At 45.1% G+C, this 20,552-nt stretch carries 12 protein-coding genes; 8 read left to right on the top strand and 4 right to left on the bottom strand.

Going from position 1 to position 20,552, the window contains the following annotated elements:
• Window positions 1-218: 218 nt before the first annotated feature.
• The 3 genes from FEM33_RS20880 (at window position 219) to tamL (ending at window position 8,415) form a co-directional block, all read left to right on the top strand.
• Window positions 219-932, top strand: a complete 714-nt coding sequence (locus tag FEM33_RS20880; RefSeq protein ID WP_139013925.1) for a hypothetical protein — start codon at window positions 219-221, stop codon at window positions 930-932.
• 126 nt (window positions 933-1,058) lie between these two features.
• Window positions 1,059-5,990: a translocation/assembly module TamB domain-containing protein gene (locus tag FEM33_RS20875; RefSeq protein WP_139013924.1), complete on the top strand. Its 4,932-nt coding sequence runs from the start codon at window positions 1,059-1,061 to the stop codon at window positions 5,988-5,990.
• Window positions 5,980-8,415, top strand: a complete 2,436-nt coding sequence (tamL, locus tag FEM33_RS20870; protein ID WP_139013923.1) for a translocation and assembly module lipoprotein TamL — start codon at window positions 5,980-5,982, stop codon at window positions 8,413-8,415. The genes FEM33_RS20875 and tamL overlap by 11 nt, the downstream gene beginning before the upstream one ends.
• Window positions 8,416-8,418: 3 nt before the next feature.
• Here the strand turns inward: tamL and mce are convergent, their stop codons facing one another.
• Window positions 8,419-8,826, bottom strand: a complete 408-nt coding sequence (gene mce / locus FEM33_RS20865) for a methylmalonyl-CoA epimerase (RefSeq protein WP_139013922.1) — start codon at window positions 8,824-8,826, stop codon at window positions 8,419-8,421.
• Between the two features lie 59 nt (window positions 8,827-8,885).
• Entirely contained in the window at window positions 8,886-9,821 is a 936-nt protein-coding gene (rsgA, locus tag FEM33_RS20860; RefSeq protein WP_139013921.1) for a ribosome small subunit-dependent GTPase A, read from the bottom strand.
• Window positions 9,822-10,172: 351 nt separating this feature from the next.
• On the opposite strand from rsgA, the gene FEM33_RS20855 reads away from it, so the two are divergent.
• On the top strand, window positions 10,173-11,396 hold the full coding sequence (locus FEM33_RS20855) for an ROK family transcriptional regulator (protein ID WP_139013920.1): 1,224 nt from the start codon (window positions 10,173-10,175) through the stop codon (window positions 11,394-11,396).
• A gap of 52 nt (window positions 11,397-11,448) precedes the next feature.
• On the opposite strand, the gene FEM33_RS20850 is transcribed toward FEM33_RS20855, so the two are convergent.
• Window positions 11,449-12,705 carry a 3-deoxy-D-manno-octulosonic acid transferase gene (locus FEM33_RS20850; protein ID WP_139013919.1) on the bottom strand — a complete coding sequence of 419 codons (1,257 nt, stop codon included), beginning with the start codon at window positions 12,703-12,705 and terminating at the stop codon, window positions 11,449-11,451.
• Window positions 12,706-12,921: 216 nt separating this feature from the next.
• On the opposite strand from FEM33_RS20850, the gene FEM33_RS20845 reads away from it, so the two are divergent.
• The 4 genes from FEM33_RS20845 (at window position 12,922) to FEM33_RS20830 (ending at window position 17,420) form a co-directional block, all read left to right on the top strand.
• Window positions 12,922-13,689: a hypothetical protein gene (locus tag FEM33_RS20845; protein ID WP_139013918.1), complete on the top strand. Its 768-nt coding sequence runs from the start codon at window positions 12,922-12,924 to the stop codon at window positions 13,687-13,689.
• Between the two features lie 58 nt (window positions 13,690-13,747).
• On the top strand, window positions 13,748-14,626 hold the full coding sequence (gene lipA, locus FEM33_RS20840) for a lipoyl synthase (RefSeq protein ID WP_139013917.1): 879 nt from the start codon (window positions 13,748-13,750) through the stop codon (window positions 14,624-14,626).
• A 222-nt stretch (window positions 14,627-14,848) separates the two neighbouring features.
• Window positions 14,849-16,129, top strand: a complete 1,281-nt coding sequence (metK, locus tag FEM33_RS20835) for a methionine adenosyltransferase (protein WP_139013916.1) — start codon at window positions 14,849-14,851, stop codon at window positions 16,127-16,129.
• Window positions 16,130-16,331: 202 nt separating this feature from the next.
• Window positions 16,332-17,420 carry a fatty acid desaturase family protein gene (locus FEM33_RS20830; protein ID WP_139013915.1) on the top strand — a complete coding sequence of 363 codons (1,089 nt, stop codon included), beginning with the start codon at window positions 16,332-16,334 and terminating at the stop codon, window positions 17,418-17,420.
• Here FEM33_RS20830 and FEM33_RS20825 read toward each other — a convergent pair.
• The gene (locus FEM33_RS20825) at window positions 17,417-20,524 is read right to left on the bottom strand and encodes an efflux RND transporter permease subunit (RefSeq protein ID WP_139013914.1); all 3,108 of its coding nucleotides are present in this window, start codon (window positions 20,522-20,524) and stop codon (window positions 17,417-17,419) included. The two genes, FEM33_RS20830 and FEM33_RS20825, sit on opposite strands and share 4 nt — an antisense overlap.
• Window positions 20,525-20,552 lie beyond the last annotated feature (28 nt).

Below are 20,552 nucleotides of genomic sequence, written 5' to 3'. Positions count from 1 at the left end.
CATTTGCAGGAATGCGTCTGATCAACTCTGTCAAAGTCAACAAACGGGTATAATCCGGCGTAACAGCAATTGATGGAATGGTTTTTGCAATCAGCTACATTGCAGCGGGCCATTATAATGCTTAATTAAACCTTGGACAACATTACTGATCTAAATTACGGAGAACACAAAATCTTCATAAACACAGTAATCTGAATCAAACATTAATAAATAAAAACATGAAAAAGTTATTGAATATTCTAACAGCACTACTGCTGGTTTCAACCGTTTCCTTTGCCCAAAAACTTCCTGTTGATTCCATTTTTGCCAATTACTATAAAGCAACTGGCGGAAAAGCACTTTGGGACGGTGTAAAATCCTACAATATTAAAAGAAGCTATTCCGCTGCAGCCGCAACGCCGTATGATGTCAATATCTCTGCTTCTATTCCCGAGCAGTCGCTTTACAAGTCCAAAACCATTATGAAACGCAGCTTTGTGTATACGATCAAAGGAAATGAAGGCTGGATTAAGGTTCCTATTGCACAAAAAATGGACGTAAAAGACCTGAGCCAGGCCGAACAGCAAAACATGCATCTAGAGCTTTTTGAAAACCTGGTACCTTTTATTGATTACAAAAAAAGAGGTTTTATAGCTACTACTGTCGGCACCGAAACGCTGAACGGCGCGCAGGTTAATCAGGTGGAACTGCAGGGAAAAGGCATTAAATACAACCTTTATTTCGATGCAAAAAGCGGCTTGCTTGTCAAGCAAAGAGAAACAAAAGCCGGTGTGGAAACCACAACGGATATGTCGGATTACACAAAATCTGCTTACGGCATTATGTATCCGTCCAAACTGGTTGTTGTAAACAGCACGGAGAAAAAACCGCTTACGATCAAATCCACACTGGCGGTTAACGAACAGGTAAACCCTGCGCTTTTCAAAAGATAATCAATACAATGTCAATGCTTTTCTGGATAATCAATAACGGGTTTTGATTATCCAGATTTTTTATCAGATAACAAGAACTTTACAATCATCCTGTCACTCAACGCAGCGCAGAATTAACAGTTAAGAATGAAGAAAGCACTAAAAGTATTGGCGATTATAATACTGACAGTTTTAATTCTGGTCGGAGTATTAATTTGGGGTATTCAAACGCCCTTTGGACAAAACTTTTTAACAACACAGGCCAATTCCTATTTACGCAAAAAACTGAAAACCAAAGTCAATATCGAAAAAGTACGTTTCGATGTTCCCGACTGGATTTTACTCGAAGGCGTCTATTTTGAAGATCAGCACGGAGACACACTGGTTGCCGGAAAAAGGCTGTATGTCGATCTGGACATGTACAGTCTGATCAAAGGAAACGTAGGCATCAACAAAGTGGAGGCGGAAGGAATCAATGCCAATATCACACGGGTTTTGCCGGATACCGTTTTCAACTTTCAGTTTATCGTGGATGCATTTGCAAGTGCCGATACTACTGCACAAGTGGACACGACTTCAAGCCCGCTGGAAATGCGCCTGAATCAGCTTTCATTGAAAGATATCCGATTATCCTACCGCGATGCCGTAACCGGAATGGATGCGGAAACAAGCATTGACTCCGCGCTTGTAAAGTTTGATAAATTCAACCCGACGCTTTCACAATACCATCCTACAAAAGTCGCCTTGCTGAACAGTCAGGCGAAATTGCGGATGTACACGCCGCTCAAAACCGACACGGCCCCGGAAACAGTGCCTGATCCGGCAGATTCGCTGGATATTAAAGTAGGCGATATTGATATCCGTCAGTTTAAATGGCTGTTTGAAGATGAAACTTCCGGACTTAAGAACGGCATGACCGTCGGAAAACTGGAAGGAAAGGTAAACAGCATTTACATGGGCAGCCAGCAGGTTAATGTGGACAACATCAATCTGGAAGATATGTCTTTGTACGCTGAATTTGCAAAAAAGGCAAAAAAGGCTGTCAAAAAAGATTCTGTGGCCGCAGATACTGCTGCTTCCGGATGGAATGTAAAGGTCGGCAACATCAGACTGGCCAATAACGACATCCGCTATGATGATTTCAATACGCCGAAACAGCCGAAAGGACTTGATTTTGCACACCTTGATATCAAGGATCTGAACATTGATCTACAACAGTTCATTTTCTCGCCTGAAAACATTGCGGGTTCTTTGAAGTCGGGTTCCTTTAATGAAAAAAGCGGTTTCAGACTGGAAGAATTCAGGACCGATTTCCAATACGGCGAACAGGAAACTTTCCTGAAAGGGCTGTATGTAAAAACGCCCAATACGCTGCTCCGCGATGAACTTGTACTTAAATATAAAAATCTGGACGAGCTTACGAAAGACATTGCAAACGTAAGAATCCGCCTTAACCTTACCGATACACGCGTTGCATTTACCGACATTCTGCTGCTGGTTCCCGATCTTGCCAATACGCCGCCTTTTAACAAAGTGCCAAACGGCATGCTGAAAGGAACCGGAACCATAACCGGCACTGTGGACGATATGCTGATTTCGAAGGCAAGGTTCAGCATGCTGGGAGGAACGGTTCTGAGCCTGAACGGCCGTGTACGCGGATTGCCTGATCCGGAAAAAGTATCGCTGGATATGACGATCAATGAAATGTCGTCCACCAAGCAGGATCTGATGAAAATGCTGCCCGACAGCGCAGTTCCGGCTACCATAGAAATTCCTGAAAAGGTCAAAATTACAGGTAAAGTCAAAGGCACGATGGAGAATGTGACTCTGACTACGACCATCAATACGTCATTTGGTACAGGCTCGTTTTCCGGAAATTTGAAAAACATTACAGACAGCATGCGTGCGCAATACAACGGCACACTCGCTTTCCGTGAATTCGATCTCGGCAAACTGATGAAACAGCCGCCGGAACAAATGGGCAAGCTGACGCTCAGAACGGATCTGGAAGGTGTCGGCTATGCGCCTTCAACAATGAGGGCACGTCTGGACGGAAATGTTGAAAGCGCTGATATCCGCGGCTATGTTTATAACAATTTGCGCCTGAAAGGGGATGTTGACAATGGCCTTGCCAATATTACTGCTGACATGAACGATGCGAATATTGACGTTGCGCTTACGGCACAAGCTGATTTGTCCAAAGAATTTCCAAGTGTAAAAGCAGATGTCTCGATTGACAACCTGAATCTGACCGCACTGCATTTGTATCAGGATTCATTACAGGTAAAAGGAGATATTAAAGTCGATATGCCTTCTACAAACCCGGCAAATCCGCTGGGAACGGTGAATGTAAACGGGCTTGTGCTGAATTACCGCAATAAGCCTATTTCCGTTTCGGATATGACTGTACAGCTTACGGATTCAAGCGGACAGAAACAGGCGAACATTGAAACACCTTTCCTGAAAGCAAAAATGGAAGGTGATTTTGTTTATACCGAAATTGCCGATGCGCTCTTTACTGAAGTAGGAAAACACTTCAAGGTTCCGAACCTTACATATAACCCGGTTACAAAGCCGGTGAGCTTTACATTGGATGCAAGTGTTACAAACAACACGGTTTTCCAGATGTTTGCGCCTCAGCTCCGTGAAATGAATCCGGTAACATTCCATGCCAAGTTTGATAACCAGCAGGATTCTTCCATTGTGGCCAGACTGACCGTTCCGAAAGTGGAAATGGACAGCCTGCAAACCGAAAGGGTTATTGTTGACCTGAGCAGTACAAAGGAAAATGCTGCCATGAACGCATATGTCGGGCTTGTCAGCACAGGCGGTTTCAAACTTAAGAATGCTTCCCTGCAAAGTAAAATCAAAGACAATAATGTGAAATTCGATTTTATTGTCAAAGATTCGGTAGATACTGACCGCCATGCCGTAAAAGGTGCCGTTGCTGTTGCCGGCAACAGTTACCGCTTTAATCTTCGTGAAGACCTGCTGCTGAATTACAGCCAATGGCAAACCGACACGGCCGGATATATCCAGTATGCACCGGACAGCCTTTTTGTAAAAGATTTCACAGTCCGCAGCGATGATCAGTCACTGGTCGTCAATTCTACTGACCCTGCGCCAAACAGTCCGCTGGATATAACGATGTCCAATATTTCCATCGGCCCGCTGATTGAAATTGCAACACAGGATTCTACAATGGCAACGGGTATACTGAACGGAAAGGTGTTGCTCAGAGATTACATGGCATCACCAATCTATACCGGCGAACTTACGATCGACAGCCTTGCCGCCATGAAAATTCCGGTCGGAAACCTGTCTCTGAAAGCATCCAACGAAACGGAAAACCTGATCCGCGTGGCCATGGGACTGATCAGCGGAGAAAATGAAGTGAATCTGGACGGAAGCTATAACCTGCAGTCCGAAACGCCGATGGATTTCAGAATGGACCTTAAAAAACTGAGTGCAAAAACAATTGAGGCATTCAGCTTTGGCGAACTTCAGCGTGCAGAAGGCGATCTTACCGGCGACATCGCCATTACCGGCGCTACAAGCAGCCCGGTTCTGAACGGAGCCGTGAATTTCAACAATGTGGCTTTCAATGCCACACAGCTTGGTTCAAGGTACTCGCTGGCAGGTCAGAAAATTCTTTTTAACGGACAAAATATCAACTTTGATAACTTTACGCTTACGGATTCGCTGAGCCAGAAAATGAGCATTAACGGAAACGTAAACATTGCGAACATTCCGGATGTTGGTTATAACCTTACGATCAACGGTAAAAACTTTAATGTTCTGAATTCCACTCAGAAACAAAATGAGCTGTTTTACGGAAAAGCAACGATTGATGCATCCATCACCGTAAAAGGACAAGGTACAAAATCCGTTGTGGACGGCAGCCTTACCGTGGATCCGGGAAGCAACATTACAGTGGTCCTTCCGAATGACGCCACAGAAGCCGGTGATGCTAGCAAAGGCATTATCGAGTTTGTGGACATGAGCGACTCTACAAGGCTTGTGAAAATGGATACCGTTGCGGCTCCGAACAACATCATGGTCGATTTTGCATCACAGATTTCCATGGACATTGCCGTTGATGACAGATCGGAGTTTAAAGTAGTAATTGACGAGCTGAACGGCGATAACATCCGTCTGAAAGGAAACGCACAGCTCAGCACCGGAATTTCACCGAACGGCCAGCTGTTCCTGCTTGGTTCGTATGACCTGACCGAAGGTTCGTACGACCTGACGCTGCAGATCCTGAAAAGACAGTTTGAAATCCTGAAAGGCAGTAACCTGCTCTGGACCGGCGATCCGATGAAAGCTGATCTGAATATTACGGCCGGCTATGAAGTAATGGTCGATCCGGGTTCCATTTCTTCCAAATTCCAGGGTAACAGCAAAATTCCGATTCAGGTACAGGTTATTATTACCGGAAACCTGACGACGCCAAATATTTCATTCAACATTGTTCCGGGAGAGGGCATTGATGAACAGGTAAGAAATGACATTCAGAACCAGACTTTCTGGAATGACATGATCAACAATACCTCCGAGATGAACAAACAGGCATTTGCCCTTTTGATCACCAACAAATTTATTACCGATCAGTCTTCACCGGGCTTTAACCTGGGTTCCAGCGCAGAAGCGGTTGCCCGTCAGAGTGTAAGCCAGCTGCTCACCGATCAGCTGAACAATCTTGCTTCCGACCTGATCAAAGGTGTGGACCTGAACATTGGCCTGAACTCAACTGCGGACCAGACCACCGGCGCACGTACGGACCTGAACGTAGGACTGAGCAAGGCGTTCCTGAATAACCGATTGAAAATTTCGGTTGGTAAAAACTTCGAAATAGAAAATCAGAGCAATGCGCCAAGTTCATCCGAAGTAGTTGATAACATCGCACTGGATTACTCCATCACTCCTGACGGACGGTATTTGTTCCGTGGTTACCGGAAAAACCAGTATCAGTCCATTCTGGAAGGTTTTATCATAGAAACCGGTGTGAGTTTTATTGTAACTGCTGATTATGATCTGTTCCGTGAAATTTTTCAAAAGCAAAAAAATGAGAAATAGTTTATTGGCTTTAATGGCTACATGTATCTTGCTGAGCAGCTGCTCGGTTGATAAATATGTACCTGCAGGCCAGAGCCTGTATGTTGGAAATAAAGTAAATGTAGAACCGGACAGTACTTCCAAACCCAAAGTTGCCGGTCTGGAAAGTGAGCTGGAAGCCATTATCAAGCCGGTTCCGAACAAGACACTTTTCGGGTTTCCGTACAAAGTATGGTTTTATTATTTCATTGGCACGCCGAAAGATGAGGGCGGCCTGCGCAGCTGGTTCCGTAACAAGCTGGGCGAGCCTCCTCGCTTCGCATCGCAGCGCGTTGTGGATATCAATGCAGCCAACATGGTTTCTTTTCTGGACAATGAAGGTTATTACCGTTCGGATGTAACCGGAAAGATTGTGGAAAGCAAAAAGAAGAAGCGTAGAACTGCTATTTCGGAGTATGATGCCTACATCATGCCGCGTTACGTTATCAATCAAGTCAACTATGTGGTTAATGACAGTTCACTTTTCAATCGCGACCTTGTACTGGCAAAAGAGAAAACGTTACTGAAAAAAGGTGACCCGATCCGGCTGGACGTTATTTCAACCGAGCGCGTTCGCATTGACCAGGAACTGAAAGGCAAAGGTTATTACTTTTTCAATCCGGATTACCTGATTATAAAAGTCGATTCTACAATCGGACGACAGGATTCAACGCTTGCTGCACAACAAGTAAATCTTTATTTGCAGGTAAAACCGCAAACTGCCCAGACTTCGCTTAAACAGTATTTTATCAACCAGATTTATGTAAATACCGGAACAGAAGAAAATCCTCTGGCAGACAGTATCCCTCGCAGGGGCCCGATACGGCGCGGAATTAATATAAACGATCCCGGAAGACTTTATAAAAGAAGAATTTTTTACGATGCCATCGGTTTCAGACGCGGCAACATGTATACAAATACGATGCATGACGTGTCACTTTCAAGGCTTGTGAACCTTCAGAACTTCAAGTTCGTAAGAAACCGCTTTGACCTTGTACCCCGCTCGGATTCCGCCTTGCTCGACGTGTATTATGATCTGGCACCGTTGAAAAAGAAATCTTTGCAGACCATTCTTAGTGCCAGTACAAAATCCAATAACCTGGGTGGTTCGCAGCTGGATGTAACGTGGCGGAACAGAAACATTTTTCGAGGTGCAGAAATGCTGTCGGTCAATGCTTACTTCGGGTTTGACGTTCAATTAGGCGGAAACAGAAGCGACAGTCCAAATAAAATTGGCAATGAATACGTCAGATATGGTGCAAATGCAAACTTGTCCTTTCCACGCTTTCTGATTCCCTTTATAAGAATACGGCCGGAAAGAAGTCAGGTTCTGCCTAAAACCATGCTTTCACTTAACTATGAAAACCGGGTTCAGCGAGGACTTTACACGACTACTTCCATCCGCGGAGACTGGTCTTATATTTGGAACAAGAATGCTGAAGTTCAGCATACACTGGCGCCGATTTCCATTAATTTTGTGCAGCCGACCAACGTCAATACGGAGCGCTTGGGAGCGATTGCAGAAAATCCGAACACCAATCCGCTGGATATTGACAGGCTTTACAAACTTGTAGACCAAAAGTATTTTATAGTTGGATCGAATTACACCATCTCATATCATCCGACGCCCCGGCCTTTTGCAAGAAACCGTTTTGCATTAATCGGGGGCATTGACTATGGCGGCAACCTGCTTAGCCTGTTTGCAAAGAAAGATACAGAAGATGAAACCTTGCCAAAAACATTTCTGGGCGTTCCCGTATTTCAATATGTAAAACTGGATGGCGACTTTAGATATTACAGAACGGTAAGCTCGAAGTTAACGTGGGCAAACCGGCTTGTACTTGGTGCAATCAAACCTTATGGCAATTCCATTACCATGCAGACTCCGCAGTTCAAACAGTACTTTGGCGGCGGTAGTACCGGAATCAGGGCTTTCCGGGCGCGTTCACTCGGACCGGGTGCTTATCCGCCGGATACGACCTATATCAACCTCGTCGGATACCAGTCATTTGGCGATATCCGGATGGAATTCAATACCGAAATGCGTATTAAATTTACAAATATCATTAACGGAGCTGTTTTTGTAGATGCCGGAAATATCTGGTCATTCGGTGACAGCACCAGGGCCGGTTATGACAGACGCGCGATAATCAGCAATGATTTCCTAAAACAGGTTGCAGTTGGCGGCGGAATCGGCTTGCGTCTGGATTTCTCTTATCTGGTATTCAGGCTTGACCTTGCGACACCTTTCAGAAAACCGTGGTATACGCAGGAACCGGATCCGGCCAGTCCGGAAGGAACGGTGACTTACCGGAATCCGTGGGTTTTCAAAGAAATCGATTTGGGCAGCAAGACATGGCGAAAAGAAAACCTGATTTTAAATATTGCAGTCGGGCTTCCTTTCTAGCATCTACGATTTGATTTCCTGACATAATTCGATCAGCATGCCATTCGTACTTTTCGGATGAAGAAAACAAACCAGCTTGTTGTCGGCACCAATAACCGGGGCTTCACTTAACAAAGTGAAGCCCTCATTTTTTAACCGTTCCATTTCGAGCTCAATATCGTCCACTTCAAATGCAAGATGATGAAACCCCTCTCCTTTTTTCTCGATAAACTTTGCAATAACACTGTCGGGGTCAGTAGCTTCCAGAAGCTCTATTTTGGTCTGGTTGATCCTGAAAAATGAAGTAATAACGCCTTGTGAAGCAATATTTTCACGTTTGTAAGGCATAATGTTGAAAAGTGTCGAAAACAGTTCTTCGGCCTTTTCAAGTTCATTTACGGCTATTCCGATATGCTCGACATTCTTCATCAAGTACTGGCTTAAATTTTTACTAACCACTAAAAGCTAACCGCTTTTAGCGATCTTTTGAATTATTTTCTGTTGTCGCTGCCTCCAACCATGCTGAGGTAACTTTCATAGCGGCTCATGGCAATATTTCCGGCCATGACCGATTCTTTTACGGCACAGCCCGGCTCATTGATGTGCCGGCAATTGTTGTAACGGCACTGATTGAGCAGTTCGCGCATCTCAGGAAAATAATGGCTGATTTCCTCCGGTTTGATGTCGGCAAGACCGAGTTCCTTGATTCCCGGCGAATCGATAATAAAAGTACCTTCTTCCAGCTCAAACATTTCCGCAAATGTAGTCGTGTGCACGCCTTTGTTTGCAAACGTGGAAACTTCCTGCGTCTTAATGTCAAGATCGGGTGCGATGGCATTCACAAGTGTGGATTTTCCCACGCCGGAATGGCCGGACAAAAGCGAAACTTTTCCTTTCAGCACGGCTGCAAATTCTTCCAGTCCTTCTTCGCTGACTGCCGTTGTGGCCATGCATTTATAGCCAAGGCTTTCGTAAAGCTCCATCAGTTCCGTCTGAAAATCCTTCATTTCATCATTCAGCAGATCCTGTTTGTTGAAAACAAGCACGCCGGGAATGCGGAAAGATTCAATGGCAACCAGAAACCGGTCTATAAATCCAAGTGAAGTACGCGGAAAAACCAGCGTGGCAATCAGGATGGCCTGATCTACATTGGCTGCAATCAGGTGGGCAAAAGCACTTTTATGCACCGACTGCCTGACGACATAGTTCTGCCGCGGTTCTATTTCATGGATAATGCCGAAATTCTGCGTTTCATCTTCCTCTTCAAACCTGACGTAATCACCGACCGCAATCGGGTTGGTGACTTTCAGTCCCAAAGCCTTGAACTTTCCTTTCAGCCTGCATTGCCAGATGTGCCCGTCCCTGCTGTCTCTCACATCATACCATGAGCCTGTCGAGCGCAGTACCAATCCTTTTACTAGTCCCATTCTGAAATTTTGTGCTGATAACGAATTTTACGGAAATATAACCAACGCCAATAAAACTTAACAGTCAGGTATAAAACCGGATAATAAAATTAAGTAGTTTTCTTGTCATCCCTGTTTTTTATTCAGAATAAAGAATGGGTACAAACTTCAATGCAATAGCCAGCAGCAATTTACCTCACTATTCATCAATCCAAAACCGGAACGGGTTGTTTTTTATTCATGAAGCAGACTTAACCATTTAATAATATTTTTAGTATAATTGCCTGCATTTTTATTTTTTACATAGATTTAAATCGTAAATTATTAAAGAATATTAAAAACTACCTTTAACAAAAAACTTTTACCCTCAGAATGGACCTAGTTGCAGAAGAACCGAATTCGGTGATTGATATCCGCAAAAACCGTATCAGAAGTAATTTGTTGCTTTATTTATATCAATCCGGTGATACTTCGATCAACAAAATGGCCAAGTTGTTTCACGCCAGTATTCCTTCCGCAACCGGGATTGTCAATGATCTGATGCGTGAAGGCTGGATTACCGAAACCGGCACTGGGCCGGCAAGAGCCGGACGGCCGCCTGTTCTGTACGGCCTGAACCCGAAAAAGTATCTGACGCTGATTATGGATATCAACAGGCACGATACGCAACTGGTTATTTTTGATCTGCACAACCAGCTTATTGTAAGACGTAAAATAGATATCCGGCTGGATGATTCCGCTACTTTCCTCCAAGGCCTTTTTACCGCTTCGGACGATTTCCTGAAATCCAATCAGATCAGCAAGGAGCAGTTATGGGGCATCGGCGTTTCCATGCCGGGCCTGATCAACTCTTCACAGGGTATCAACCTTACTTACCCGAACCTTACGCCGCCGGGCACGCCGCTGGTTTCGTATCTGAAAAAACACTTCGGGCTTCCGGTGTGCCTCTTCAACGATACGAAGGCGACAACTATCGGCGAGCACAGGTTCGGTTTTGCCGTTGAAAAATCGCAGGTCCTGACGATCAATATTGACTGGGGAGTTGGTTTGGGAATTGTCGTTAACGGTGAGGTTTTTAACGGAGCATCGGGATTTGCCGGAGAACTCGGACATATTCAGGTGAAACCGGACGGGCCGCTTTGTCACTGCGGTAAAATAGGCTGTCTGGACACAATTACTTCGGCCATGGCGCTGATCCGGCAGGCGAAAGAAGGAATTGCCAGCGGGAAAGCAACGATTTTGTTACAGATCGTCAATAACGATCTGGATATGCTGGATACCTCGCATATTATCGAGGCCGTTCATGCCGGCGATGAGTTTTCTATTGACCTGCTGAGTACTGTGGGAACGGAGCTGGGAAAAGGGCTTGCGACGGCTGTACATCTTTTTAATCCGGAGGTGATTATTGTCGGAGGTTTGCTGGCCGAAGCCGGACCGTTTATTTCCAATCCGATTGAACAGGCGATCAATAAATACTGCTTGTCCGATTTCAAGAATTCCCTTTCGATCCATATTTCAAAACTTGGCGCAAAAGCAAGGCTGCTGGGTACGCAGGCTCATTTGTTTGAACATTTGATCAGCAAAGAGTTTTCATAATTTTTACAATCCGAAGCGTACCGGATTTTTCGTAAACAGAAATCCGGTACGCTTAATCCAAAACTTTCCGCACTGCGTTCATGATCGTTTCCGTCGATCCTGTTCCGGCAGCAATGTAGGCTTCATTGATTTTTCCGGCTTTTATTCTTTCCTCGGGACTTTTGATCCACTTCTCGAACACTTCTATTGTCTGCCGGGAGTCGGAAACAGCAACAGCGCCTCCTTTTTGTATCAGATCGGTTGCTTCCTGAAACTTGTGGTATTTTTTATCGCCGAATGCAACCGGCAATCCGAAGGTTGCTGCTTCCAGGATATTGTGCAGGCCGGAACCGAACGAGCCGCCGATGAACGCCATATTTCCGTACTTGTAAAGTGACGACAGCATTCCGATGTTATCGATAAATAGATAATCACAAACTTCAATGGATTGTCTGGTTTTCAGCTCGGAATAGAGAATGGAAGTGCCATGCAGGCTTTTTCGCCAGTTTTCAATCTGCTCGGCATTGATTTCGTGCGGCGCAATAATGGCTTTCAGCGTTCCTCTGAAATGATTTAAAACCGGAACAAGCACCTGCATATCCGCTTCCCAGACAGAACCTGCAACAAGGCAGGGCTTCTGACAAACAAAGAAATTCAATCCCGGCAGGTCTGCCGCATTGGAAGCGATCATTTTTACACGGTCGAAACGGGTATCTCCTGCTATGGAGGAATCAAGGATGCCAGCCTGATGAAGCAAATTCAGGGATTCCCTGTTCTGTACAAAAATATGATCAAAGCAACCGAGCATTTTCCGGAAAAACCCGCCATATGGCTTGAAAAAGATTTGCTGCGGACGGAAAATGGCAGAAAAAGATAAAACATAAGCCCCGCTTTTCCTGAGAAGGCTCAGGTAATTGAACCAGAATTCGTATTTGATAAAAAAAACAATCTGCGGTTTTACCACATGGATAAACCGGCGCGCATTGGACAAAGTATCAACCGGAAGATAGCAGATATAATCTGCTCCGGCGTAATTTTTCCTGATCTCGTAACCCGAAGGTGAAAAGAACGTCAGCAAAATAAAATGCTCAGGATAACGGCTTCTGAAAGATTCCATCACGGGCCTTCCCTGCTCGAATTCGCCAAGCGAGGCGGCATGGAACCAGGCTACGGGCCGGCCATTTACGCGCTGCTGAAATGATTTTTCCAGTTCGTCCAGCAGGCCTTTCCGACCGGCAACACCCCGCTTTACTTTGCTGCTGAACAAGGCCGCAACCTGCATGATAACGGCAAAAAGACCAATTGCAATCTGGTATAGAAATGAAAACAAGGTATTCTGATTAACAGGAGTTTATACAAATAAATTAATATCAAAAATCACCTGGAGCTGGATTTTTGGCGGGCTTTTTTATTTCTTTCTTTAGTTAAAGAACATAAATGTACAAAAAACCGTTAAAGTACTGTAAACATGCAGTGGGCTTAGCTATTTATTTTGTACATTCACTGTTCATACAACACATACAAAACAACCAAGATTTTTTGATATATGATGCGTATAAAATTTCTACTTTCAACACTTGTTCTGTTTACGCTATCAACAGAAATATATGCCCAGCGCCGGGCAAAGGTCGAGGACAATGAAGAGAGTTACCAGTCTTTTACATCCGTAGGTATTACGACCAACACGAATTCCGGCATTCTTGGCGGAGCCGTATTCCGGCAGTCGTCGGCGCTTTCTTCCAAGTTGTTTGGCAAAAACCAGTACCGCTACCTTGCCGTGGAACTTGTAAATGTAAAGCACCCCAAAGAGCTTGCGCAGCAGGATTTTGCAACCGGTGCCCGGCTTGTAATCGGAAAAAGAAATTACCTTTTTGTGCTCAGACCGGAATACGGAAGGGAACTCACGCTTTTCAACAGGCATGAGGATGAAGGGATTTCCATCAGCGCAATTTTGGCAGCCGGACCGTCAATCGGCCTTGAAAAACCTTATATGATTCAGTATCAGTCTGCTGACGGCACCGTTACAGAACCCTTCGATCCGCAGAAACACATGACAAGTACTTCCACTACGGGAATTGTTGGTGCCGGAAGCTTTTTCCAGGGCTTTGGCCAGACCAAAATTGTTCCCGGCGTGCATGTAAAAACGGCCATGAGCTTTGAACTGAGCGCTTTCCGTGATAATGTTACCGGTGTGGAAATCGGTTTCATTGCGGAAGCTTTTTCAAGAAAAGTTAATATCATGGCTTTTGCCGAAAACAGAAGCTTTTATACATCCGGATATTTAACTTTGTATTTCGGAAGTAAAAAACGATAATATAATTTCCAATTGATGAACGGCACGATCTGCGCGGTTTATCATATTTTACACAGATATGATTGAATTACCGGTAATTCCCTCGGAAAGAAAAAAAAGACCTGACTGGCTGAGAGTCAAACTTCCTGCCGGACCTGAGTTCCGCAAAGTCAGACAACTGGTTGATAATTATAAGCTGCATACGATTTGTGAAAGCGGAAGCTGCCCGAACATGGGCGAGTGCTGGGGAGCCGGAACAGCGACTTTTATGATCCTGGGAAATGTGTGTACGAGAAGCTGCAGTTTTTGTGCAGTGGCAACAGGCCGTCCCAATGAATATGACGCAGACGAGCCCCGCCGTGTAGCCGAAGCAATCAAGCTGATGCAGGTTAAACATGCCGTAATTACATCGGTAAACCGGGACGAACTAAAAGACAGAGGTGCTGAAATCTGGTATCAGACTGTAAAACTGGTAAAGGAAAACACACCGGAAACCACGATTGAAACCCTGATCCCGGATGTGAAAAACAACTGGGATGCGCTGGTCCGCATGATTGAAGCCGGTCAGGAAGTTGTGTCTCACAACATGGAAACGGTTGAACGTTTATACCGTGCGGTACGTCCGCAGGCCAAATATGCCAGAAGCCTTGAACAGATAAAAAGGACAAAGGAATTCGGCAAACGTACCAAATCGGGTATTATGCTCGGACTGGGCGAAACGCGTGACGAGGTTTACAAAGCTATGGACGACCTTGCCGCCAACGGACTTGATATTCTTACTTTGGGACAATACCTGCAGCCTACAAAAATGCACCATGAAGTAATTGAATGGGTTACTCCTGAAATGTTTGAAAATTACAAAGAGGAAGGTCTGAAAAGAGGTTTGAAATACGTTGAATCCGGGCCGCTTGTCCGTTCAAGTTACCACGCGGAACGCCATGTAAATGTGCCGATCTGACTAAGAAACTTATCTTCTGAAATGAAAAACCTTGCTTAAAGCTGTTAAGCAGGGTTTTTTATTTTGTCAGAATTCATTTTGTATGTACACCCATTGTACCTGACATGGTTTTTTCCAGCCTTTTTATTTGGTTAATGACTCAAAAAAATTCAATTTTGTTTTTTAATTCATACACTAACAGCATAGTTCCATTCGGAATGAACAATTAACATTTTCAACTTTATGCCATATTTATTCACCTCGGAGTCCGTGTCTGAAGGACATCCTGACAAGGTAGCCGATCAAATATCAGATGCTTTAATCGACAATTTCTTAGCCTGGGATACCAACAGTAAAGTAGCCTGCGAAACCTTGGTAACTACGGGGCAAGTTGTTCTGGCCGGCGAAGTTAAGACCAACACTTATCTGGATGTTCAGAAAATAACGCGTGAAGTAATCAGGAAAATCGGTTATACAAAGAGCGAATACATGTTTGAAGCCAATTCCTGCGGAATTTTGTCAGCCATTCATGATCAGAGCGCGGATATTAATCAGGGAGTGGATAGAGCTGTGGCTTCTGAAAGCTTTGAAGAAAAGGCCAATGCACAGGGCGCCGGCGATCAGGGAATGATGTTTGGCTATGCTACCCGCGAAACGGATAACTACATGCCGCTTGCGCTGGACCTTGCACACAAGATCCTTCAGGAAATGTCGTTCATCCGGAATAATGAGCCGTCTCTGATTCCTTACCTGCGTCCGGATGCAAAGTCACAGGTTACGATTGAGTACAGCGACGAAAACGTTCCCTTGCGCATTGATACGATTGTGGTTTCCACGCAGCACGACGATTTTGATTCGGAAGAAACCATGCTGGCGAAAATCAAAGAAGATGTGATCAACCTTGTGATTCCCCGCGTAAAAGCAAAGCTTAAGCCTGAATTGCAGCATCTGTTTACTGACGACATTACTTTCCATATTAACCCGACCGGCAAGTTTGTAATCGGCGGGCCGCACGGAGATACGGGACTTACGGGCCGCAAGATTATTGTGGATACGTACGGCGGCAAAGGCGCTCATGGCGGCGGTGCATTCTCGGGCAAAGATCCTTCCAAAGTGGACCGCTCGGCAGCATATGCCACGCGCCATATTGCCAAAAATATGGTTGCTTCCGGCCTTTGTGAAGAAGTGCTTGTACAGGTTTCGTATGCGATTGGTGTGGCCGAGCCCTGCGGACTGTATGTGAATACTTACGGAACATCCAAAGTTGCTGATCATGATGGTGAGATTGCCGCCAAAATCGGTGAAATTTTTGACCTTCGCCCTTATGCCATTGAGCAGCGCCTGAAACTGCGCAACCCGATTTATTCGGAAACGGCTGCATACGGACATATGGGCAGAAAAAACGAGATTGTGAAGAAATCCTTCAAAGGTGCAAACGGGGAAGAAAAGGAAGTTGAGGTAGAATTGTTTACCTGGGAAAAGCTTGACTTCGTGGATGCCATCAAGGAAAAGTTTGCGATATAGATTATTTAATTGATAAAAGTCAGGGCCGGCAAATTACCGGCCCTGACTTTTTTATTGCCCAAACATACCCTTAACTCAACAGAAAGGTGCTTTTACTAAACTGGCCCATTACATTTTGATAATCAGGCTAATAAATGCGACTTCCTACCGTTCTTTAATAACGTATATATATGAGCCCCAATACCTTTCTGTTTCCTTTCTTATGCAATACCAAAAAATCAAGTTTGTCAATGTAGAAAAAAGCACCTTTTTTCCAACACTCCGACAACGTGTAGACCAGTACTTTGCTTCCAATGAACTTTGCAAATCGGGAGGAAAAAAGATTTTGTACAAGGCTTTTTTTATGCTCGGTCTTTATCTCATCCCTTATTTGCTGATCCTTTCAGGTTATTTTTCCGGTTTGGGCATGGCTGTGCTGGCTATTATAATGGGCTTTGGCGTTGCCGGCGTTGGTATGTCCGTTATGCACGATGCCATTCACGGATCGCTGGCAACTTCCAATATCCTGAACCGCTTTTTTGGTGCATCCATTTATCTGCTTGGCGGAAATGCCTACAACTGGGAAGTGCAGCACAACAGGCTGCATCATACGTATACCAACATTCATGAAGTGGATGAAGACATAACGGGCAAATTTCTGCTAAGACTTTCTTTTCAGGAAAAGCAGAAGTACATTCACCGCTTTCAGCATATTTATGCATTTTTTCTGTACAGCCTCATGACCATTTCCTTTCTATGGAAAGACTTCAAGGAAATTTCCTTATTTAATAAAATGTCAAAATCAGGAATGACCAAGCCTTTTCCGAAGAAAGAACTGGTGCGGCTGATTTTTACAAAGCTGGCTTATGTTGCTTTCATCTGCGTCATTCCGCTTTGTTTTACAACGCTGACTTTCGGAGAATGGCTGGCAGGTTTTTTCATCATGCACTGCACCGCAGGAATGATCCTGAGCACTGTTTTTCAGATGGCGCACGTTGTGGAAGGCGCCAATCAGCCTGCTCCCGACAACAGCGGCAGCATAGAGAACGCATGGGCCGTTCATCAGTTGCAGACTACATCCAATTTCGCCGGGAAAAACCGGATTTTGTCATGGTATATCGGCGGGCTGGATTATCAGATCGAGCACCATTTGTTTCCGTCAATCTCGCATATTCATTATCATGCCTTATCGCCGATCGTCAGGCAAACGGCGATTGAATTCGGGCTGGATTACAATGCAAAGCGGAATTTCACCAATGCACTCGGCTCGCATGTAAGAATGCTGAAAAGCATGGGCAAAAAGCATATTTAAGCCGGGTCCACAAGTTCACTTTCACTGGCAATCTGTTCGATCATTTTCATTTTTTCAAAATCTTTCGGTCTTGAAAAGAATGTATAAATGGCAGGAATGACGTAAAGCGTCAATACAAGTGAAAACAGCAGCCCGCCCATTATTACGATTCCCATGGACATACGGCTCCTGCCGGCAGAACCAAGCGCCATGGCAATCGGCAAAGCGCCGAGAATGGTTGCCAGACTTGTCATCAGAATGGGCCTGAAACGCAACGTTGCCGCTTCGAGCACAGCCTGATGTTTATCCATTCCTTTTTCACGAAGCTGGTTGGCAAATTCAACAATCAGGATTCCGTTCTTTGTCACCAGTCCAATGAGCATGATCATTCCGATCTGGCTGAAAATATTCAAGGTCTGATCAAAAAACCATAGTGAAAAAACGGCGCCGCCAATAGCCAGCGGAACAGTGAACATGATGATGAAAGGGTCCACAAAGCTTTCAAATTGTGCTGCCAGAATAAAGTAAATCAGCACAAGTGCCAGAAAGAAAGAAAACATCGTATTGGAAGAACTTTCGGCATAATCCCGTGAAGATCCGCTTAACGAAGTTTGTATGGCCTCATCTTTCAGTTTGTCACGGATACGGTCCATGGCTGCAATGCCGTCACCGATTGTCTTTCCCGGTGCCAGTGCGGCCTGTACCGTTGCACTCATGTAACGGTTATAGTGAAAAAGCTGCGGCGGGCTGCTTTCTTCTTCCGCCCTGACGATGTTATCCAGTTGTACAAGGCTGCCCGATCCGGTTTTTACAAACATGCTTTTCAGATCCAAAGGCTCGTCCCGGTTTATACGGTCATATTGCCCGATCACCTGATATTGTCTTCCGTTCATTGTAAAGTATCCGAACCGCTGGCCAGCAAATGCAAACTGCATGGTTTGCGCAACATCCTGAACCGAAACACCGAGCGACTTGGCTTTTTCACGGTCAATAACGATCTGCAGTTCCGGCTTGCTGAATTTCAGGTTTACGTCCGTAATTGCGAAAGTCGGGTCGTTGGATGCTTCTTCCATGAATTTCGGCAGGTACTCGCGCAACTTTTCAAAGTCGGGAGCCTGAATGACGTACTGGATCGGCAATCCGCCGCGCGAGTCCACGGATATGGTTTGCTGCTGAACGACAAAGGATTTTGCATCCGGCATTTGTTTCAGTTTCTGGTTAATGTAATCGGCAATTTCCTGCTGTGATTCTTTCCTCAGCTTTTTATCAACCAGTGCAATCCTGCCGCTTCCGGTATTGGCAGCGCCCAGTCCTGAATTTCCGGGCGAAGTAATCAGCATCAAACCTTTTCTGCCCGGCATGGAATCCATCAGCATCTGACCTACATTTTGCACATAGCGGTCTGTAAATTCAAAAGAAGAACCTTCCGGCGCCGTCATATTGATGCGGAACCAGTTCCGGTCGTCCAGCGGCGCAAGTTCAGACTGCAAGCCTTTGCCGAAAAACCAGATCATGCCCAGCGTCATCGCAACCAATGGAATAGCAACCCAGCGCATTTTCAGGAATTGTGCCAGTGCATTGCCGTAATTGTCTGTAATGCGTTCAAAGAAAGGTTCTGTTTTCTCGTAAAACCAACTTTTCTTATGCGTCTTTCTGACAAGGTAAGCGTTCAGCATCGGTGTCAGTGTCAGCGAAACAAAGGCAGAGATCAGAACCGCAGCTGAAATGACAATACCAAATTCTCTAAACAGCTTCCCGACAAAGCCTTCCATAAAAATCACAGGAAGAAAAACAGAAGCCAGCGTAATGGAAGTGGACAATACGGCAAAAATAATCTCGTTCGCTCCTTTGATGGCCGCCTCGATCGGGCCCATCCCCTGCTCTATTTTCTTGAAAATATTTTCGGTAACTACAATTCCGTCGTCAACAACCAATCCCGTCGCCAGTACAATGGCAAGCAGCGTCAATACATTCACCGAAAATCCCATGATGTACATCACGAAAAAAGTTCCGATCAGCGAAACCGGAATATCGATCAGCGGACGGAAAGCAATGAGCCAGTCACGGAAAAACAGATAAATAATAATCACGACAAGCACAATGGCAATCAGCAGCGTTTCACCGACTTCCTCAATCGATCTTTCTACAAAAATGGTATTGTCAATCAACGTATCCAGCTGATAATCTTTCGGCAATTCCTTTTTGATATCGGCCATGCGCTTGTTCACTTCTTCCGCAATGTTCAGATAATTCGCGCCCGGCATGGGTGAAATGGCAAGTCCGATCATCGGGACATTGTCCAGCCGCAGGATTGTTTCTTCATTTTCCGGCCCGAGCTGCGCATTTCCGATGTCTTTTAAATGAACAGTCTGCGTAGCCGAACTCTTGATGATCATTTCATTGAAATCCTCTTCAGTACGAAACCTTCCGATGGTTTTTACGGTCAGTTCGGTATTGTCTCCGGCCAGCTTTCCGCTTGGCAGTTCCACATTTTCCTTGTCCAGCGCCAGTTTGACATCCTGCGTAGTAATGCCCAGCGAAGCCATTTTCACAGGGTCCATCCAGATGCGCATCGCATACTTTTTCTGGCCGAAAATCCGTATTTCGCTTACGCCTTCTATCGTCTGAAGACGCTGTGCAATCACATTTTCCGCATAATCGCTCACTTCCAGATGTGACCTGGTGTCACTTTTAAAAGTAAGAACAATGATCGGTTCCGAGTTGGCATCGGCTTTACTGACGACAGGCGGGCCGTCGATATCCAGCGGCAATGTTCTGGAAGCGGAACCCACTTTATCGCGCACGTCATTGGCAGCGCGTTCCATATCCACGCCGATATCAAATTCTACGGTAATCTGGCTTGTACCCTGGCTGCTCGTCGAGTTAATGGATTTGATCCCTTCAATGCTGTTCAGCTGTTTTTCGAGCGGCTCCGTTATCTGCGATTCAATAATGTCCGCATTGGCTCCGGTATAACTCGTCCGAATGGAGACCACAGGCGGATCAATGGAAGGAAACTCCCTCATACCAAGAAACTTATACCCTAGAAATCCAAAAAGGATAATCAGCAGGTTCATGACAATGGCAAGAACCGGGCGTTTGATGGAAAGTGTTGAAATACTCATAGTAAAGAGTTAGAACCTGCGGACATGC

The sequence above is a fragment of the Dyadobacter flavalbus genome, from assembly GCF_006149045.1.
In the GTDB taxonomy this organism is placed as follows: Bacteria; Bacteroidota; Bacteroidia; order Cytophagales; family Spirosomataceae; genus Dyadobacter; species Dyadobacter flavalbus.
The sequence above is the reverse complement of the archived record's forward strand: the minus strand, read 5'-3'. Positions and strand labels throughout refer to the sequence as shown.